Origin of the sequence: Massilia timonae CCUG 45783, from assembly GCF_000315425.1 — a bacterium.
Taxonomy (GTDB): Bacteria; Pseudomonadota; Gammaproteobacteria; order Burkholderiales; family Burkholderiaceae_D; genus Telluria; species Telluria timonae.
In genome coordinates, this window is sequence record NZ_JH992928.1 from 76,509 (window position 1) to 92,310 (window position 15,802).

15 protein-coding genes and 1 tRNA gene are annotated in these 15,802 nt (G+C 61.2%); 12 read left to right on the top strand and 4 right to left on the bottom strand.

The window, feature by feature from the left end; translation table 11 throughout:
• Positions 1-4 precede the first annotated feature (4 nt).
• From HMPREF9710_RS26150 to HMPREF9710_RS26160, 3 genes are read left to right on the top strand one after another with little or no spacing between them, the layout of a single operon-like run.
• Positions 5-976 (top strand): aliphatic sulfonate ABC transporter substrate-binding protein, encoded by a 972-nt coding sequence (locus HMPREF9710_RS26150; protein ID WP_005671524.1) that lies wholly within the window; start codon positions 5-7, stop codon positions 974-976.
• Between the two features lies 1 nt (position 977).
• Positions 978-1,799 (top strand): ABC transporter permease, encoded by an 822-nt coding sequence (locus HMPREF9710_RS26155; RefSeq protein ID WP_005671526.1) that lies wholly within the window; start codon positions 978-980, stop codon positions 1,797-1,799.
• Positions 1,796-2,524 (top strand): ABC transporter ATP-binding protein, encoded by a 729-nt coding sequence (locus HMPREF9710_RS26160; RefSeq protein WP_005671528.1) that lies wholly within the window; start codon positions 1,796-1,798, stop codon positions 2,522-2,524. The genes HMPREF9710_RS26155 and HMPREF9710_RS26160 overlap by 4 nt, the downstream gene beginning before the upstream one ends.
• A gap of 9 nt (positions 2,525-2,533) precedes the next feature.
• Here the strand turns inward: HMPREF9710_RS26160 and epsC are convergent, their stop codons facing one another.
• Positions 2,534-3,466 (bottom strand): serine O-acetyltransferase EpsC, encoded by a 933-nt coding sequence (gene epsC, locus HMPREF9710_RS26165; protein ID WP_005671530.1) that lies wholly within the window; start codon positions 3,464-3,466, stop codon positions 2,534-2,536.
• Positions 3,467-3,631: 165 nt separating this feature from the next.
• Here epsC and HMPREF9710_RS26170 point away from each other — a divergent pair, with 165 nt between their 5' ends.
• From HMPREF9710_RS26170 to HMPREF9710_RS26180, 3 genes are all read left to right on the top strand, one after another.
• Positions 3,632-4,117: an acyl-CoA thioesterase gene (locus HMPREF9710_RS26170; protein ID WP_005671532.1), complete on the top strand. Its 486-nt coding sequence runs from the start codon at positions 3,632-3,634 to the stop codon at positions 4,115-4,117.
• Between the two features lie 57 nt (positions 4,118-4,174).
• A tRNA-Phe gene (locus tag HMPREF9710_RS26175) sits at positions 4,175-4,250 on the top strand.
• Between the two features lie 544 nt (positions 4,251-4,794).
• A complete protein-coding gene (locus HMPREF9710_RS26180; protein WP_157225494.1) occupies positions 4,795-6,045 on the top strand; it encodes an IS256 family transposase in 1,251 nt (416 codons plus the stop codon).
• Between the two features lie 465 nt (positions 6,046-6,510).
• Here the strand turns inward: HMPREF9710_RS26180 and HMPREF9710_RS26185 are convergent.
• Positions 6,511-7,760, bottom strand: a protein-coding gene (locus tag HMPREF9710_RS26185) for an IS3 family transposase (protein ID WP_229409725.1) whose coding sequence is annotated in 2 segments (ribosomal slippage) — positions 6,511-7,475 and positions 7,475-7,760 — 1,251 coding nt in all. Because the reading frame shifts where the segments join, the coding sequence is not laid out codon by codon here.
• An 80-nt stretch (positions 7,761-7,840) separates the two neighbouring features.
• Here HMPREF9710_RS26185 and HMPREF9710_RS26195 point away from each other — a divergent pair.
• Complete coding sequence (locus HMPREF9710_RS26195; protein ID WP_157225641.1) at positions 7,841-8,467, top strand: HlyD family secretion protein; 627 nt, start codon at positions 7,841-7,843, stop codon at positions 8,465-8,467.
• Between the two features lies 1 nt (position 8,468).
• On the opposite strand, the gene HMPREF9710_RS26200 is transcribed toward HMPREF9710_RS26195, so the two are convergent.
• A protein-coding gene (locus HMPREF9710_RS26200; protein ID WP_229409725.1) for an IS3 family transposase occupies positions 8,469-9,718 on the bottom strand; the annotation gives its coding sequence in 2 pieces (ribosomal slippage) (positions 8,469-9,433 and positions 9,433-9,718; 1,251 coding nt in all).
• A gap of 159 nt (positions 9,719-9,877) precedes the next feature.
• Between HMPREF9710_RS26200 and HMPREF9710_RS26210 the strand changes: the two genes are divergently transcribed.
• Genes HMPREF9710_RS26210 through HMPREF9710_RS27500 form a run of 5 tightly spaced genes read left to right on the top strand, consistent with a single transcriptional unit; the run spans position 9,878 to position 15,469 of the window.
• The gene (locus tag HMPREF9710_RS26210; RefSeq protein ID WP_005671535.1) at positions 9,878-11,908 is read left to right on the top strand and encodes a type VI secretion system Vgr family protein; all 2,031 of its coding nucleotides are present in this window, start codon (positions 9,878-9,880) and stop codon (positions 11,906-11,908) included.
• Between the two features lie 11 nt (positions 11,909-11,919).
• Positions 11,920-13,341: a DUF2169 family type VI secretion system accessory protein gene (locus HMPREF9710_RS26215; protein WP_005671537.1), complete on the top strand. Its 1,422-nt coding sequence runs from the start codon at positions 11,920-11,922 to the stop codon at positions 13,339-13,341.
• Positions 13,342-13,350: 9 nt separating this feature from the next.
• Entirely contained in the window at positions 13,351-13,704 is a 354-nt protein-coding gene (locus HMPREF9710_RS26220) for a DUF4150 domain-containing protein (RefSeq protein WP_005671540.1), read from the top strand.
• Between the two features lie 2 nt (positions 13,705-13,706).
• Positions 13,707-14,807: a polymorphic toxin type 15 domain-containing protein gene (locus HMPREF9710_RS27495; protein WP_081590027.1), complete on the top strand. Its 1,101-nt coding sequence runs from the start codon at positions 13,707-13,709 to the stop codon at positions 14,805-14,807.
• A complete protein-coding gene (locus HMPREF9710_RS27500; RefSeq protein ID WP_005671545.1) occupies positions 14,804-15,469 on the top strand; it encodes a GAD-like domain-containing protein in 666 nt (221 codons plus the stop codon). Before HMPREF9710_RS27495 ends, HMPREF9710_RS27500 begins: the two co-directional genes overlap by 4 nt.
• Before the next feature lie 151 nt (positions 15,470-15,620).
• Here HMPREF9710_RS27500 and HMPREF9710_RS27505 read toward each other — a convergent pair.
• Positions 15,621-15,802: IS4 family transposase (locus HMPREF9710_RS27505; RefSeq protein WP_267871925.1), on the bottom strand; the 182-nt coding region annotated here is incomplete at its 5' end.

Consider the following 15,802-nt stretch of genomic DNA (forward strand, 5'->3'; position numbering starts at 1 on the left):
CATCATGAAACGAAGAAGCCTGTTGCAACTGGCCGCCAGCGGCGCCGCCCTCGCCGCCTTGCCAGCACGCGCAGCTCCCTTATCGGAACTGCGCCTCGACTACGCCCACTATTCGCCCACCAGCCTGGTGCTGCGCCACTTCGGCTGGCTCGAAGAAGAGTTCAAGGCCGACGGCACCCGCATCAAGTGGGTGTTCAGCGCCGGCAGCAACCGCGCGCTCGAATACCTGAACGCGAACAGCATCGACATCGGTTCGAGCGCCGGCCTGGCGGCCCTGCTGGCCCGCGCCAACGGCAATCCGATCCGCACGCCCTATCTGTTCTCGCGGCCCGAGTGGACGGCGCTGGTGGTGCCGAAGAACTCTCCCATCCGCAGCCTGGCCGACCTGAAGGGCAAGAAGGTGGCCGCGACCAAGGGCACCGATCCCTATCTGTTCCTGCTGCGCGCGCTGCAGACCGTGGGCCTGAAGCGCAGCGACATCGAACATGTCAGCCTGCAGCACGCGGACGGCCGGGCGGCGCTGGAACAGGGCCGCGTGGATGCCTGGGCCGGCCTCGATCCGCATATGGCGGCGGCCGAACTGGAAGGCGGCGCACGCCTGCTGTACCGTAACGTCGGTTTCAATACCTATGGTTTCCTGAACGTGCGCGAAGACTTCCTGGCCACCCGCGCGAACGAGACCGCGCGCGTGATCAAGGCCTATGAGCGCGCCCGCGCCTGGACCCGCGCCAATCCGTCGGAAGCGGCGAAAATCCTGTCCCTTGATGCCAAGGTGCCGCTGCCGGTCGCGCTGCTGCAGGTCAAGCTGCGCTCGGACTTCAGCAACGCCCAACCGACCGCCGAGCACCTGCGCGCGCTGCAGCTGGCGGCGCCGATCCTGCGCGACGAGGCGCTGGTGCGCCCCGGCACCGACCTGGACAAGGCGATCGCCGGCCTGGTCGACACCGGCTTCGCGCGCCAGCTCACCAGGGCCTGACATGGATCGGCAAGCCATCACCCTGGAAGCGCCTCCGCCATCACGGCGCGCATGGCGCCGCTTCGGCTTCCCTCTGGGCTTGCTGCTGCCGGCGCTGGCCCTGATCGGCGCGGAAGCCGGCGTGCGCGCCGGCCTGGTGCCGGCCAACCTGCTGCCGCCGCCGAGCGCCATCCTCGAATCCCTGTCCTGGCTGCTGGAAAACGGCCTGGCGGGCCACGTCGGCGCCAGCACGCTGCGGGTGGCGGCCGGCTTCGCCGCCGGCGCCCTGCTGGCGCTGCCGCTCGGCGCGCTGGTGGCCCTGAACCGGCGCGCGGAAAGCCTGCTCGACCCCAGCTTCCAGGCGCTGCGCGCGATTCCGTCGCTGGCCTGGGTGCCGCTGCTGCTGCTCTGGTTCGGCATCGACGAGGCGCCCAAGATCATCCTGATCGCGATCGGCGCCTTCTTCCCGGTGTACATGGGCGTGGTGGCCGGCATCCGCGGCGTCGACCGCGGCCTGACCGAGGTCGGGCTGCTGTATCGCCTGTCGCCGCTGGCGCTGGCGCGCCGGGTGCTGCTGCCGGCGGCCCTGCCCTCGGTGCTGACCGGCCTGCGCAACGGCCTGAGCCTGGCGTGGATGTTCATGGTGGCGGCCGAGCTGATCGCCGCCAGCCGCGGCCTGGGCTATCTGCTGACCGACGGCCGCGAATCGAGCCGCGCCGACATCATGCTGGCGGCGATCGTGCTGCTGGCCCTGCTGGGCAAGGCCAGCGACAGCGCGATGCAGGCGCTGGAACGGCGCTGGCTGGCCTGGCGCGACAGCTATGTGGAAAGGACGGCGCGATGAGCTTTCTCGAGATCGCCATCGATGACAAGCGCCACGGCGCGCGCACCGTGCTGCGCGGCCTGCGCCTGGGGCTGGACCAGGGCGAGATCGTCAGCCTGGTCGGCGCCAGCGGCTGCGGCAAGAGCACCTTGTTGTCGATCGTGGCGGGACTGGACGGCGACTACCGCGGCGCGGTGCACCTCGACGGCCGCCAGTTGACGGGGCCGGATGCCGACGTCGGCCTGGTGTTCCAGGCGCCGCGCCTGTTCCCGTGGCTGACCGTGGCGCAGAACGTCGTCTTCGGCGGACACGCGCGGCCGAACCTGGAGCGCGCCCATGCCCTGCTGGAGGAAGTCGGCCTGAAGGGATATGGCGATGCGCTGCCCAAGCAGCTGTCGGGCGGCCAGGCCCAGCGCGCAGCCATCGCGCGCGGCCTGTATCTGGAGCCGCACGTGCTGCTACTGGACGAACCGTTTTCGGCGGTCGACGCCTTCACCCGCATGCGCCTGCAAGACCTGCTGGCGCATGCGGCGCGCCAGCGCGGCCTGACCGTGCTGCTGGTGACCCACGATATCGATGAAGCGATCTATCTGAGCGACCGCGTGGTGCTGATGGATGGCGTGCCCGGCCCGGTGCCCGCCGAGTTCATGAACGACGCGCCGTGGCCGCGCGAGCGCGGCAAGCTGGCGCTGTCGCCGTTGAAACCGGCGATCCTCGACAGCCTGCACGCGGTGCACGCCATTTAGACGCTCGACTCAGGTGTTGCGCATCTGCGCCTGCGACACATTGCTGCCTGGCGGGACGCTCTGGGTCAGCCAGACGTTGCCGCCGATGGTCGAACCGGCGCCGATCGTGATGCGGCCCAGGATGGTGGCGCCGGCATAGATGACGACGTCGTCCTCGACGATCGGATGGCGCGGCGTGCCCTTGACCAGGGCGCCGCTCTCGTCGACCGGGAAGCGCTTGGCGCCGAGCGTGACGGCCTGGTACAGGCGCACGCGCTCGCCCAGGATCGCGGTTTCGCCGATGACGACGCCGGTGCCGTGGTCGATGAAGAAGCTGCCGCCGATCTGCGCGCCGGGGTGGATGTCGATGCCGGTCAGCGAGTGACCGATGTCGGCCGTGACCCGCGCCAGGAACGGCACGCCGAGGCGGGTGAGGCAATGCGCGATGCGGTGGTAGAGGATGGCGATGGTGCCGGGATAGCACAACATGATCTCGGCCACCGAGGTGGCGGCCGGGTCGCCGGCCAGCGCGGCCTGCACGTCGGACACCAGCAGCGCGCGAACCGCGGGCAGGCTGGCGGCGAACTCGCGCGTGATGGCGCGGGCGCGCTCGGTCAGGACTGCGTCCGCGGTCTGGTCATGCTCGGAGGCGAACTCAGGTGAAAAGCGCAGCGCGCGCCGTACTTGCTCGGCCAGGCGGTCGAGCGCCACGTTGAGCGTGTCGGCGACGAAGTAGTCGATGCTCTCGTCGTTCAGGTCGGGGCGGCCATAATGCGTGGGGAACAGGGCGGCGGAGATGCCGTCCACGATCTGGCGCACGACTTCGCGCGACGGCAGTTCGCGCACCCTGCCCTGGTGCCGGATATTGTGGGTGGATTCGCGCGAGGTGCGCAATGCGTCGATGACGGGACCGAGGTGCCACTGCACCGATCCACCTTGATGGTGGGGAAATTCGCTGTTCATTCGCCGAGCCTATACGATTCGTTTTTCAATGACTACGATTTTATTGGTATGTCGATATGCGTGCTTTGACGGGCTCAAAAACGGTCCCTGCCAACGGCAGAACTTGCCGCGCGGCAGTTTCTAAGGCAACATCAAGCACTGATTTTCTTTTGTAATGACACGACCATGAACCTCCCCTCCCACCAGCTCAGCATGACGGTGCTGATGACGCCCGACACCGCCAATTTCTCCGGCAACGTGCACGGCGGCACCATCCTGAAACTGCTCGACCAGGTCGCCTACGCCTGCGCCAGCCGCTACGCCGGCCGCTACGTGGTGACGATGAGCGTCGACCAGGTGACCTTCCGCCAGCCGATCCACGTGGGCGAGCTGGTGACCTTCCTGGCCGCCGTGAACTACACCGGGCGCAGCTCGATGGAAATCGGGATCAAGGTGATCGCCGAGGATATCCGCAGCAAGGTGGTGCGCCATGTGAACAGCTGCTTCTTCACGATGGTGGCGGTGGGCGACGACAAGAAGCCGGCGGCGATTCCGCCGCTGGAACCGTCGACGCCGGATGAATTGCGCCGCTTCGAGGAAGCCAAGGGCCGGCGCGAATCGCGCCTGGCGCTGGAGCGGGACCATGCGCAGCGGATTTCGAGCAAGGGGTGACCGTCGTCGCGACCGGATTGTTTATCCGGCGCAAACGCTGCTATAATGCGGCCTCTTGGCCTGGTAGCTCAGTTGGTAGAGCAGAGGATTGAAAATCCTTGTGTCGGTGGTTCGATTCCGCCCCGGGCCACCAAGAATGTCTTAGCAAAAACGCCAACCCATGCAGGTTGGCGTTTTTGTTTCCGTCACCCGGAATCCTCACATCCGGTCCATTTCCGGTTCCAAGCAGCATTGCCCCGCGGCGGCAACCGACCAAATCGTCCAACCGTCCGCGCTAGTTGGTCTGGTCGTTCCGGCCTGCGAAGCGACCGAATCGTCCACTCGTCCGGTTCGATAACGTTGATAAAATGTACTTGAAAAAACTCGGAGCCCGTGATGACCAACGCCCCAGCGCCAAAGTGGTTTGAGATGGAAGAAATTCGTCGTAGAAGGGTGTCCAACGCTGTATGGATACCGCTTCGACAGTCCGAGTCAGTGACGAAGATAGGCAACTATTCAACTGTCGGCTCGAATGCAAGAAGGCCGTCTCAGCGCGGCCAAAGAAGCTGAACAATGCTTAAGCGTGCCCTGCTACACGACAAGGAAAACGCCTGAGCACTCAGCAGGAGCCTGTCAGAATTTCTGTGTGGAACGGGGTCATGAAATAATCCCGAAAGGACTGTTCCATGACCGAAGTGATGACCACCAAGAAGCCCAAAAAACAGAAAGCAGCGTACCCGTTTCCCGTTGAGCTGATCGACCAGTTGCTGGCCCAGGTTGAGAACAAGGACGCCGAGTCGATCCTTGGCGAATCGGGCCTCGCCGGGCAGCTCAAAAAAATGCTGGCCGAGCGTATGTTGTCGGCCGAGTTGAACCACCACCTGGCCAACGAGGAAGACGGCAGCAGAAACCACCGCAACGGTAGCAGCCCGAAGAAGGTCTTGACGCCAGGCGGGGAGCTCCACCTGGACATTCCGCGCGATCGTCTGTCGAGCTTCGAGCCCAAACTGGTGGCCAAACATCAGCGCCGGATGTCGGGCTTCGACGATCACGTTATCAGCATGTACGCTCGTGGTATGAGCGTGCGCGAGATTCAGGCGCATTTGCTGGAGTTGTACGGCACCGAGGTGTCGCCAGACCTGATTTCGACCATCACCGACGAAGTGCTCGAGGAGGTCGCGCAGTGGCAGCAGCGGCCGCTCGAGGCGATGTATCCGATCGTGTATTTCGACGCGTTGCGCCTGAAGATCCGGGACGAAGGCACGGTCAAGAACAAGGCCGTATATCTGGCCTTGGGCATTCGTGCCGACGGCCGCAAGGAAGTGCTGGGTCTGTGGATCGAACAGACCGAAGGCGCCAAATTCTGGCTGAAGGTTTTCAACGAACTCAAGAACCGCGGACTGGACGATATCCTGATCGCCGTCGTCGATGGCCTGCGCGGCTTCCCGGAGGCCATCGAGGCCGTTTATCCGCAAGCGCAGATCCAGACGTGCATCGTGCACCTGATCCGCAATTCGACGACGCTTGCGGCCTGGAAGGACCGGAAGGAACTGGCAGCGGCGCTCAAGCCGATCTACCACGCTGCCAACGCCGAGCTGGCCGAAGCGGCGCTGGATGCCTTTGCAGAAGGCCCATGGGGCACCAAGTTTCCGACCGTGGCCGCGATGTGGCGGCGCCAGTGGCAGCAGGTGATTCCGTTCTTTGCCTACCCACCTGAAGTGCGCACGATCATCTACACGACCAACGCTATTGAAAGCCTGCATATGCGTCTGCGGAAGATCGTCAAGAACCGTGGTCACTTCCCCAGCGACGAAGCCGCGACCAAGTTATTGTTCCTGGCCTTGCGCAATATCGAGAAAGATTGGAAGATGCCACAGCGTACCTGGAAGCAGGCTGCCAACCAGTTCGCCATCATGTTCGGCGAGCGCTTCACGAACGCGATTATCTAACTACGAATTCTGGCCCCGCACACAGAATTTCTGACAGGTCCCTCAGCAGTAGTTGTGCGAGCTAAGACCTTCGGCCTCCAGATCCTTGTATCGGTGTTCGATTCCGCGCTGGGCCACCTAGAACATACCTCACGCAACGCAACCATCATCAGTTGGCGGGTTCGTTTCTGGTCCCCGTAGACCACGTGCCTGGACGCCGGTACGCCGAGCGCGCTCCCCCTTCAAATAAGCCCGCGAAACGCGCGACCAAATCGTCCAATCGCCCGCTTTCCCGAGGCGTCGAACGATTGCATCAGCCTGAACGATTGACGCCGCGCAGTGGAATGACGCTTTCCCCAAGCTAGCTCAGCAAAGGGGGATACGATGTTCATTTACCATCCTCTATTGCTGCTAATTCGCCGTAAGCAAGGGAACCTGCATGGGTAATAAAGTGGACCCATCAGTCAAGACACTCAGCCGGCTAGTTTAAGCTGTGTCCATTTCCACTTCAGCAGCTGCCCGGCGCTGCCCCGTTCCGCCGTTTTTCTCCGGCTCTTGGTCCGCGTCGCCGAACTTGTCGACGATCAACGCACCTCCTCCAACACCGGCACGGTAGACATGATCTGGCGTCTCGTAGCCCAGCGCCTGGTGTGGACGCTCGGCGTTGTAAAACGCGAAGTACTGTGCCAGGCCGACTGTCAGCTCGGCCATGTTGGCGTAGCCCTTCAGGTACACGTCCTCGTACTTCACGTTGCGCCACAGGCGCTCGACGAAGATGTTGTCCAGCGCCCGTCCTCGCCCATCCATGCTGATGGCCACGCCTTCGCGCTTGAGCACGCTGGTAAAGGCGTCACTGGTGAACTGCGAGCCCTGGTCGCTGTTGAATACCTCGGGCTTGCCGTGGTGGCGCAATGCCTCCTCCAGACAGTCCACGCAGAACGACGCGTCCATGCTGTTGCTGATGCGCCAGGCCAGCACACGACGCGAGTACCAATCGATGACCGCCACCAGGTAGGCAAAGCCGCGCGCCAGCCGAATGTACGTCAGGTCCGTACTCCACACCTGGTTCGGCCGCGTGACCGCCACCCCGCGCAGCAGATAGGGATAGACCTTGTGCTGCGGGTGCGGCTTGCTCGTGGACGGCCCCGGCGCCATGCCCGCCAAGCCCATTTCCCGCATCAGGCGCTGCACGCGCTTGCGGTTGACGCGGTGCTCTCGGCCTCGCAGGAAGACCGCCATGCGCCGGCTGCCGTAGAACGGGCGGCTGGTGTACTCCTCGTCGATCAGGGCGCGCAGCTGGCCGTCCTCCTCCTCGATGCATTCCTGTCGGGCCGCCGCCTCCAGCCGCCGATACACGGTCGAACGCGGCACGCCGGCCAGCTCGCACTGCATCGTCAGCGGTATCTTGTCCTCGCGCTCGATCCACCGTGCCCGCTCGGCCGGACTCATTCCCCAAGCTTTTTTTTGAGCCAATCCACCTGCATCTTCAGCTTGCCGATCTCGCTGTACAGCTTGTCCTCCGGGCTGCTTTCGTCCACCGGCTTCGGCCCGCGCTTGACGTCGAACAGGGCGCCGGCGTTCTCCAGGATCTCCTTCTTCCACTGGCCCACCAGTACTGGATGCACGCCGAATTCCTGCGCAATCTCCGTCACCGTCTTCACCCCACGCACCGCTTCCAACCCAACCTTGGCCTTGAACTCGGCGCTGTGCACCCTGCGTTTTTTACCTTCACTCATTCGCTGTCATCCTTTCGCGGACGACAGCTTAAACCACCGTCTCAGATTCGGGGTCCACTATAATCCTCACCAGCGTGTTCGTGACCCTGACGCTGCTGCTCATTATATTTTTCGCCACGTTTGAAACTATCCGTAAGGTGCCGATTCAGGGGATGCTAATGCCGACTGCCGGAGTAACGCGCGTTTTTTCCAGCCAAGCCGGCGTCATCAAGGAGGTTCATGTTAAGGACGGACAGCTCGTGCGCGAAGGTGAGATCCTATTCGTCGTTTCCAGTGAACGCAGCACCTCCAATCTACGCTCTACGGAAGACCTGATTTCCGAATTGCTGGCGCGCCGCCGCGACAATTTTCATACCGAGCTCCTGCAAGCCCGAACGCAGTTCAAGTATCGACGCTCGGCCTTGAGACAACGTGCGTTTGATCTACGCGGTGAAATCAAAGGCCTCGACAGACAGGCCTTTATGCAAAAGCAGCGCGTTACCTTGTCAGAGCAAAATTTCGCACGCTTCGTACAATTAAAAGCTACAAACTACATTTCAGCAGCGCAACTGCAGGAACGGGAAGCCGAGTTGCTCGATCAGCGGCAACGCCAGCTTGAGATCGAGCGCATTCGATCCACGATTCAGCGCGAATTGGCTAGTACCCAGGCAGAGGAGCAGGACATTGCACTAAAGTGGACCCATCAGTCAAGACACTCAGCCGGCTAGTTTAAGCTGTGTCCATTTCCACTTCAGCAGCTGCCCGGCGCTGCCCCGTTCCGCCGTTTTTCTCCGGCTCTTGGTCCGCGTCGCCGAACTTGTCGACGATCAACGCACCTCCTCCAACACCGGCACGGTAGACATGATCTGGCGTCTCGTAGCCCAGCGCCTGGTGTGGACGCTCGGCGTTGTAAAACGCGAAGTACTGTGCCAGGCCGACTGTCAGCTCGGCCATGTTGGCGTAGCCCTTCAGGTACACGTCCTCGTACTTCACGTTGCGCCACAGGCGCTCGACGAAGATGTTGTCCAGCGCCCGTCCTCGCCCATCCATGCTGATGGCCACGCCTTCGCGCTTGAGCACGCTGGTAAAGGCGTCACTGGTGAACTGCGAGCCCTGGTCGCTGTTGAATACCTCGGGCTTGCCGTGGTGGCGCAATGCCTCCTCCAGACAGTCCACGCAGAACGACGCGTCCATGCTGTTGCTGATGCGCCAGGCCAGCACACGACGCGAGTACCAATCGATGACCGCCACCAGGTAGGCAAAGCCGCGCGCCAGCCGAATGTACGTCAGGTCCGTACTCCACACCTGGTTCGGCCGCGTGACCGCCACCCCGCGCAGCAGATAGGGATAGACCTTGTGCTGCGGGTGCGGCTTGCTCGTGGACGGCCCCGGCGCCATGCCCGCCAAGCCCATTTCCCGCATCAGGCGCTGCACGCGCTTGCGGTTGACGCGGTGCTCTCGGCCTCGCAGGAAGACCGCCATGCGCCGGCTGCCGTAGAACGGGCGGCTGGTGTACTCCTCGTCGATCAGGGCGCGCAGCTGGCCGTCCTCCTCCTCGATGCATTCCTGTCGGGCCGCCGCCTCCAGCCGCCGATACACGGTCGAACGCGGCACGCCGGCCAGCTCGCACTGCATCGTCAGCGGTATCTTGTCCTCGCGCTCGATCCACCGTGCCCGCTCGGCCGGACTCATTCCCCAAGCTTTTTTTTGAGCCAATCCACCTGCATCTTCAGCTTGCCGATCTCGCTGTACAGCTTGTCCTCCGGGCTGCTTTCGTCCACCGGCTTCGGCCCGCGCTTGACGTCGAACAGGGCGCCGGCGTTCTCCAGGATCTCCTTCTTCCACTGGCCCACCAGTACTGGATGCACGCCGAATTCCTGCGCAATCTCCGTCACCGTCTTCACCCCACGCACCGCTTCCAACCCAACCTTGGCCTTGAACTCGGCGCTGTGCACCCTGCGTTTTTTACCTTCACTCATTCGCTGTCATCCTTTCGCGGACGACAGCTTAAACCACCGTCTCAGATTCGGGGTCCACTATATAACTCCCCTCGTAATCTGATAGAACTAATCCAAGAACGCCAGACCGCCCGTATCCTGCGTCTGGCGTTTCCCTTTAAGGATGGCCCAACATCCGAATTGCTGGTCAACAAGCTGGATGCGACCGAGGGGCTATCGCGCGATTTCGAATTTACTGTCGAGCTGCTGTCGAATAACGCCTTGCTCGACCTGAAAGACATGCAGGGCAAACTACTGTCCGTGGAACTGGTGCGCCACGACGGAACGCTGCGCCGTTTCACCGGCTACGTCTTCAGTTTTCGCTTGCTCAGGACAGATGGTGGTATCGCATACTACGAGGCCAAGCTCGGGCCGTGGCTGAAGTATCTGTCCCTGCGCAAGGACTGCTTCCTGTTCCATAACGCGACCCTGTACGACCAAACGACCAGCATCTTCCGCGACTATCTCGCGCATCCCGACTGGGACTTTCGCCGCTACGGGGAAGACCCGGCGATGACCGATGCCTGCCAGTTCAACGAATCGGATTACAACTACCTGAGCAGGCGCTGGGAAGCAGCAGGCTGGTACTACACCTACGACCATACGGCAAAGGGACACAAGCTCATCCTGAGCGACAATTCCACCTACGCGGAACCGATAGACGGCACGGAAATCGAGTTCCAGCGCGATTGCGGCTCGTATGAGGACAATGGCATTGGCGAGTGGTCGGCGGTACGACGCATTGTGTCCGCCAGCACGGCGCTGTCGTCCTTCAATTTCAAGTCGCCCAGGCCGGTCAATGTCGAGAGGCCGACAATCATCGAGCAGGGCAAGGTGCTGCGCAAGGAAGTCTACGAATATGCGGGCGCTTATGGATTTAAGGACAGTCGCGACGGCGAGCGCCGGGCGACGTTGCGCATCGAGGAGATTGAACACGCGGGTGAGCTATTCGAGGGCGCAGGCACCAACCGCAACGTGGTCCCCGGGCGCTGGTTCCGCCTCACCGGCCATTTCTACGGCGGCAGTAATGAGGTCCAGGAATTCCTCATCATCGATGTGCACCACACTGCCAGCAACAATTACCATGTGAACGACGCCAGTCCGCCGCACTACGAGAACCGCATTACTTGCATCCGCAAGTCCATCCCGTGGCGTCCCGGTCGCGGCTTCAACAGCGTCGAACCAAAAATGTATGGTCTGCAAACGGCTATCGTGGTGGGGCCGCAAGGTGAGGAGATTTTCACCGACGAGTACGGGCGTGTCAAAGTCCAGTTCCATTGGGACCGTGCAGGCGAGCTTAACGAACGAAGTTCTGCGTGGCTGCGCGTCGCCACCGCGTGGGCCGGTCCCAACTTCGGCATGACATCGATCCCGCGCATCGGCAGCGAGGTCATCGTCCAGTTCCTCGACGGGAATCCCGATCGCGGATTCGTCACCGGCATGGTGCCGAACGCGCACAACATGCCGCCGTGGGATCTTCCCGCAAACAAGACCCAGAGCGGCATCCTGTCCCGCTCGACGCCGGGCGGCAGATACGGCAATGCCAACGCGCTACGCTTCGAGGACAAGAAGGGCCAGGAACAACTGTGGCTGCACGCCGAGCGGGATCAGCTTACCGAGGTCGAGCGCGACGAGGACAAATGGGTCGGCAACGACCGCCGCAAGACCATCGATCGCGACGAAACCTCGCATATCAAGCACGACCGCACCGAAACGGTGGACAACGACGAGACCATTACCGTCCACAACAACCGCATCGAGCAGGTCGATAAAAACGAGACCATCGGCATTGGCGGCAACCGCGTCAAGACAATCGGCAGGAACCGCAAGGATGACATCGGCAAGAACTGGTCAACCTACGTCGCCCGGATGAAGACGGAAACGGTCGGCATGGCCTACATGCAGAACGTCGGTTTGGGCCGCATGGAAAACGTTGGCCTCGCCTACAACCTCAACGTCGGCACGATCATGGCAACCGTGGTCGGCATCAGCCAGATTACCAAGGTCGGCAAGTCGGTATCGATCACGGCGGGCGAAGAACTGTCGATCACTGTCGGCCTTGCGCAATTCAAGATGACAGCGGACGGCAAGATATTCATCAATGGTTCCCAAATCGGCATTGAGGCCAGCGGGCCGGTACAGATTTCCGGTAACGATGTGGACGTCAACTGATCGGCCCCCGCATGGAATTTCGCAACCTCACGCCTTTTCCCGCAATCGCCTTCGACGGTATCGACCAGCATGACCAGCGCTTCCATAGCGTGGTCATGCGACTTACATTCGAGGTACAGGACGACGGCACGCTCTTGCTGGCACCCGCACAAACGCCGCTGGCGATGACGGATGAATTCTACGGCGAAGCAAACCGATCCAGCGTCAGGCAGGAGTCCGACCTGGCACCCTACAAACCGCACACCGACGTGATCGTCATCGCCGACGCCTGCGCCCCACAGGGCAAACCCAGCAAGCTATTCGGGGTCGCTCTCAAGATAAACGGTGCGCCGGATTTGCCGCCCGAGCCGCACGGCCTCAATCCGACGTATCACGCCTCGCCTGAGCGTATGGCCGAATGGCGGGAGCAGTGCGCCCGGTTGACGGCGAAGGCGCTGGAAGGCCCGCTCGTGTTGCGCAAAGTGCTGCTGATCGGAGGCATGCGGGAGTGGCGCAAACGCGCTCCACTGACGCGCGCGCTGACCCTGTTCACGCTGCCGAAATGGAAGCTCACAGCCCCATTGCCCCTTACCACCCTGCCCCTCCGCTACGAATATGCCTACGGTGGCGAAAACAAAATCCTCGTCAATGAGCAGGCGGCCAGCCGCGTGGACAAAAAATATCGCTTGCCCGGTCGCGTTCCGCAACCCGATAACGCCAGCGCGGGCGACTTGCAGGAAGCAATCGCGCACAGCGTGTACGAACAAAATCCGGTGGGCCGTGGCTTTGCAGAGCGCTGGTATCTGAACGCGGCCAGGCTCGCATGCGTGCCGGCGCCGCACATAGAGGCCGCCAGCCAGCCCATAGGGCGCTTCGGCAAGGAATGCATACCGCAGGGCTTCGGCGTGGTCGGGCGCGGCTGGCAACCGCGTTTAGGGCTGGCAGGAACCTATGACCAGCAATGGCAGGAAGAGCGCCACCCGAATTTGCCTGCTGACTTCGATTTTGGGTACTGGAACGGCGCGCCCGCCGACCAGCAAGTCACACCCTACTTGAGCGGCGACGAGCAAATCTCGCTGTTCAATCTGTGTCCAGAGAGCGCGGGCACAGTGCGCGACGCTTCCGGCAACACCTGCCTGTCTTTCGCCCTGCCGGGCCACCTGCCGTTTGTGCTGGCGCGGTTCCAGGACGGACGAATAGGCGAACTGGCGGCGAAGCTCGACACACTCATCATCGACGCAGCCCCGGATGCCAGCGACCCGGAAAAGAAAATCGCGGTCGTGTGCGTCTGGCGCGCTACCGTCGCCACCGCTCCTGGCGTGCGGGTGCTCGAAGCACGCATGCTGACCCATGCCGACGTTACGGCGCTGCGCGAGCGGGCGCAGAACATCAAGCCTCCATCGCCTCCGCGTCCGACAGTCGTGCCCCGACAAGAATCGCCGCCAACCGTTTAAGAGGAATCCATGCCTACTGGTGCCCGCAAGAACAGTATCTTCATGGCCGTCAGCCTGCTCCCCGACGTCTGCAAGACGCCGATGGGACCAAATATGGTGCCGATTCCCTACCCCATCGTTGCGGACCTGAGCAACAGCGTGGAAGTAGCGAAGTCGGTCCGGTTCAATGGCGATCCTGTCTTCCTGCTCAGCGACAGCGTCATCGCCACCGTGACCGGAAACGAGGCCGGAACGGGCGGCGGCATGAAGTCCGGTGTCAACAAAGGCAAAGTGCGTGCAACAGCCAGCTCCAAATCCGTGCGGGTGGAGAAAAAATACGTCGTGCGTCATGGCGACGAGTGCGATATGAATCTGGCGGGATAGGCATGACGACCAGAGGCGTAATATTAGAACAGGCAAAACCCTCGACAACGCACATCGATCCGCACGGCGGTGGCGCCAATCCACCGCTCATGCCGGAAACCGAAGCGGAACGGACTATGTGGCAAAAGTCCAGTCCGTGGGTGCATGGTTTGCTGGGGGTGGCGAGTTTCGTTCCAGGCTTATCGGTGGTGACAGGCGCTTTGGATGCAGCCATCTACACGGCTGAAGGGGAAGCCGTCGAGGCGGGCCTTGCGGTGGCAAGCATGATCCCCGGTGGCAAGGTCGTCACCACCGTGGGCAAGGTCGCCAAGAGTGCGGTCGGAATGGCGAAAGGAACGGGGACAGCAGCACGGGTCGCCAAGGGGGCGCACGAAGCGGAGGGAGTGCTCAAGGCAGCAAAGCGGGCGGGAGAGACCGCAAAGGTTGCGAAGGAGGCCAAAGCGGCCAGGGAAGCCAGAGAAGCCCAAGAGGCAGCGGAGAAGGCGCGCGAAGCGGCTTCGGGCGTCAAGAAGCCGAAAAAAGAGGTGACGGTCAAGGCGCGCGAGCATAAAGTTCCCTGTTTCCATCCTTTCGACAAGAAGAAATTTATCCAGATGAGCAAGGACGACCAGAAGGCATATTTGAAGGAGATGGCCGCGCAGCTCAAACGCCAGGAGGATGCGATCAACAGCCTGTCTGCTTCCAAATACAAGGAAGCCAGGGATTTATTTGCCACAATGAATCGTAATCCATCGGCAGCAGCGGCACAAACCGAATTCAGAGATCGAGTTACTGCCGATATTAAAGAGAGTATTGCAGCGAGTTTACGGAAAGGTGGAATGAGCGCTGCAAAGGCAAAGTCCCAAGCGGCTACTCGTGCCGAAAATGTAATGAGCGCACTCGCAGCGCTACATGACCCTGACATGGTGGCTGGTGGCTGGATGCATTCGGAGCCTACCAGGATGGGTCGTGCAGACGTGAACTCCTCGATTGGGGCCAGTTGGAATCAAAACGATCGAGTGGCTGGGATGGATATTGAAGCCGAAAAGGCAATTAAGAGCGGTCGAGGTGACCAAAAAATGAATGTTAAACTGGAGCCTTGCCGTGGCAGGGGGATAAGATGAGAGACGAAGATTTTGAAGTATTTATTGAAGAGTTTGGGGAGGCAACGCACCGAGTTGAGGTGCCAGCAATGGCCATTGAAAAGTGGCGCGGCAAGTTGCCCGATCAGCTCCTGACCTACTGGAAAGAAGAAGGTTGGTGTGGGTACGCAAAAGGGCTTTTTTGGACAGTCGATCCAGATGAGTATGAAGACTTGATCGACGAGTGGTTAGAAGGTACTAAGCTGGAAGAGCTTGATTCGTTCCATGTCATTGCCAGGTCAGCATTTGGTGATCTATACGCGTGTGGCGAAAAAACGGGACGGAGTGTTACGGTTGCTTGCCCCCTTAGCAAAATATCCGTTCTTCCAAAGGGATTAAAACCAAAAACAAAAGAAGATCTAGATTTATCGATCAGTGCGTTTTTTAGCTCCAGTGACCCATCGCGATTCAACTTAAAGGACGAGAGTGGCAAACCACTTTTCGAACGCGTTTTGGTCAAACTAGGACCACTCGAACCAGATGAGGTATATGGCTTCGAACCTGCGCTCGTGCTAGGTGGGAGAATGAATCTGGAAAATGTTGCCAAACTCAAGATCGATGTCCATTTGACTATTCTTCGGCAGCTCGCGCCACCAACACTGCCATTTTCCAATGTTGACATCGATAAATTACTCAATCCCTAAACTCTTATGAAATGTTGGTAAATGAAATTTACCGATGAAATGGTAGCCGCATTCCCGCTGCGGAATCCGCTCCCAGAACTCTTGCGGAAAACGGCTTTGTTGCATAAATCAGGCTCGGCCAGCGTAGAAGCACCTCGTTATACACAACTCGTCAGTCTCCAAGTTCGCGTAGTGCTTGAAGGGTGAGAGCTGAGGCGCGCACGTCGCGCAGCCCTTCCCAGAGGGTCTTGGCACCAGGTTCGCCATCACCTTTTCGGCCCAAGAAGCCGCCCGCGCGGGCGATCAAGCGTATTACTTCGTTTAACGCCGGGTTGGGCTGGGGGCGTAATTTGT

Excerpts from the sequence above, each read along its gene's own strand:
- HMPREF9710_RS26150 (WP_005671524.1), top strand. The coding sequence starts at position 5 with ATGAAACGAAGAAGCCTGTTGCAACTGGCCGCCAGCGGCGCCGCCCTC.
- HMPREF9710_RS26155 (WP_005671526.1), top strand. The coding sequence starts at position 978 with ATGGATCGGCAAGCCATCACCCTGGAAGCGCCTCCGCCATCACGGCGC.
- HMPREF9710_RS26160 (WP_005671528.1), top strand. The coding sequence starts at position 1,796 with ATGAGCTTTCTCGAGATCGCCATCGATGACAAGCGCCACGGCGCGCGC.
- epsC (WP_005671530.1), bottom strand. The coding sequence starts at position 3,466 with ATGAACAGCGAATTTCCCCACCATCAAGGTGGATCGGTGCAGTGGCAC.
- HMPREF9710_RS26170 (WP_005671532.1), top strand. The coding sequence starts at position 3,632 with ATGAACCTCCCCTCCCACCAGCTCAGCATGACGGTGCTGATGACGCCC.
- HMPREF9710_RS26180 (WP_157225494.1), top strand. The coding sequence starts at position 4,795 with ATGACCACCAAGAAGCCCAAAAAACAGAAAGCAGCGTACCCGTTTCCC.
- HMPREF9710_RS26215 (WP_005671537.1), top strand. The coding sequence starts at position 11,920 with ATGGAATTTCGCAACCTCACGCCTTTTCCCGCAATCGCCTTCGACGGT.
- HMPREF9710_RS26220 (WP_005671540.1), top strand. The coding sequence starts at position 13,351 with ATGCCTACTGGTGCCCGCAAGAACAGTATCTTCATGGCCGTCAGCCTG.
- HMPREF9710_RS27495 (WP_081590027.1), top strand. The coding sequence starts at position 13,707 with ATGACGACCAGAGGCGTAATATTAGAACAGGCAAAACCCTCGACAACG.
- HMPREF9710_RS27500 (WP_005671545.1), top strand. The coding sequence starts at position 14,804 with ATGAGAGACGAAGATTTTGAAGTATTTATTGAAGAGTTTGGGGAGGCA.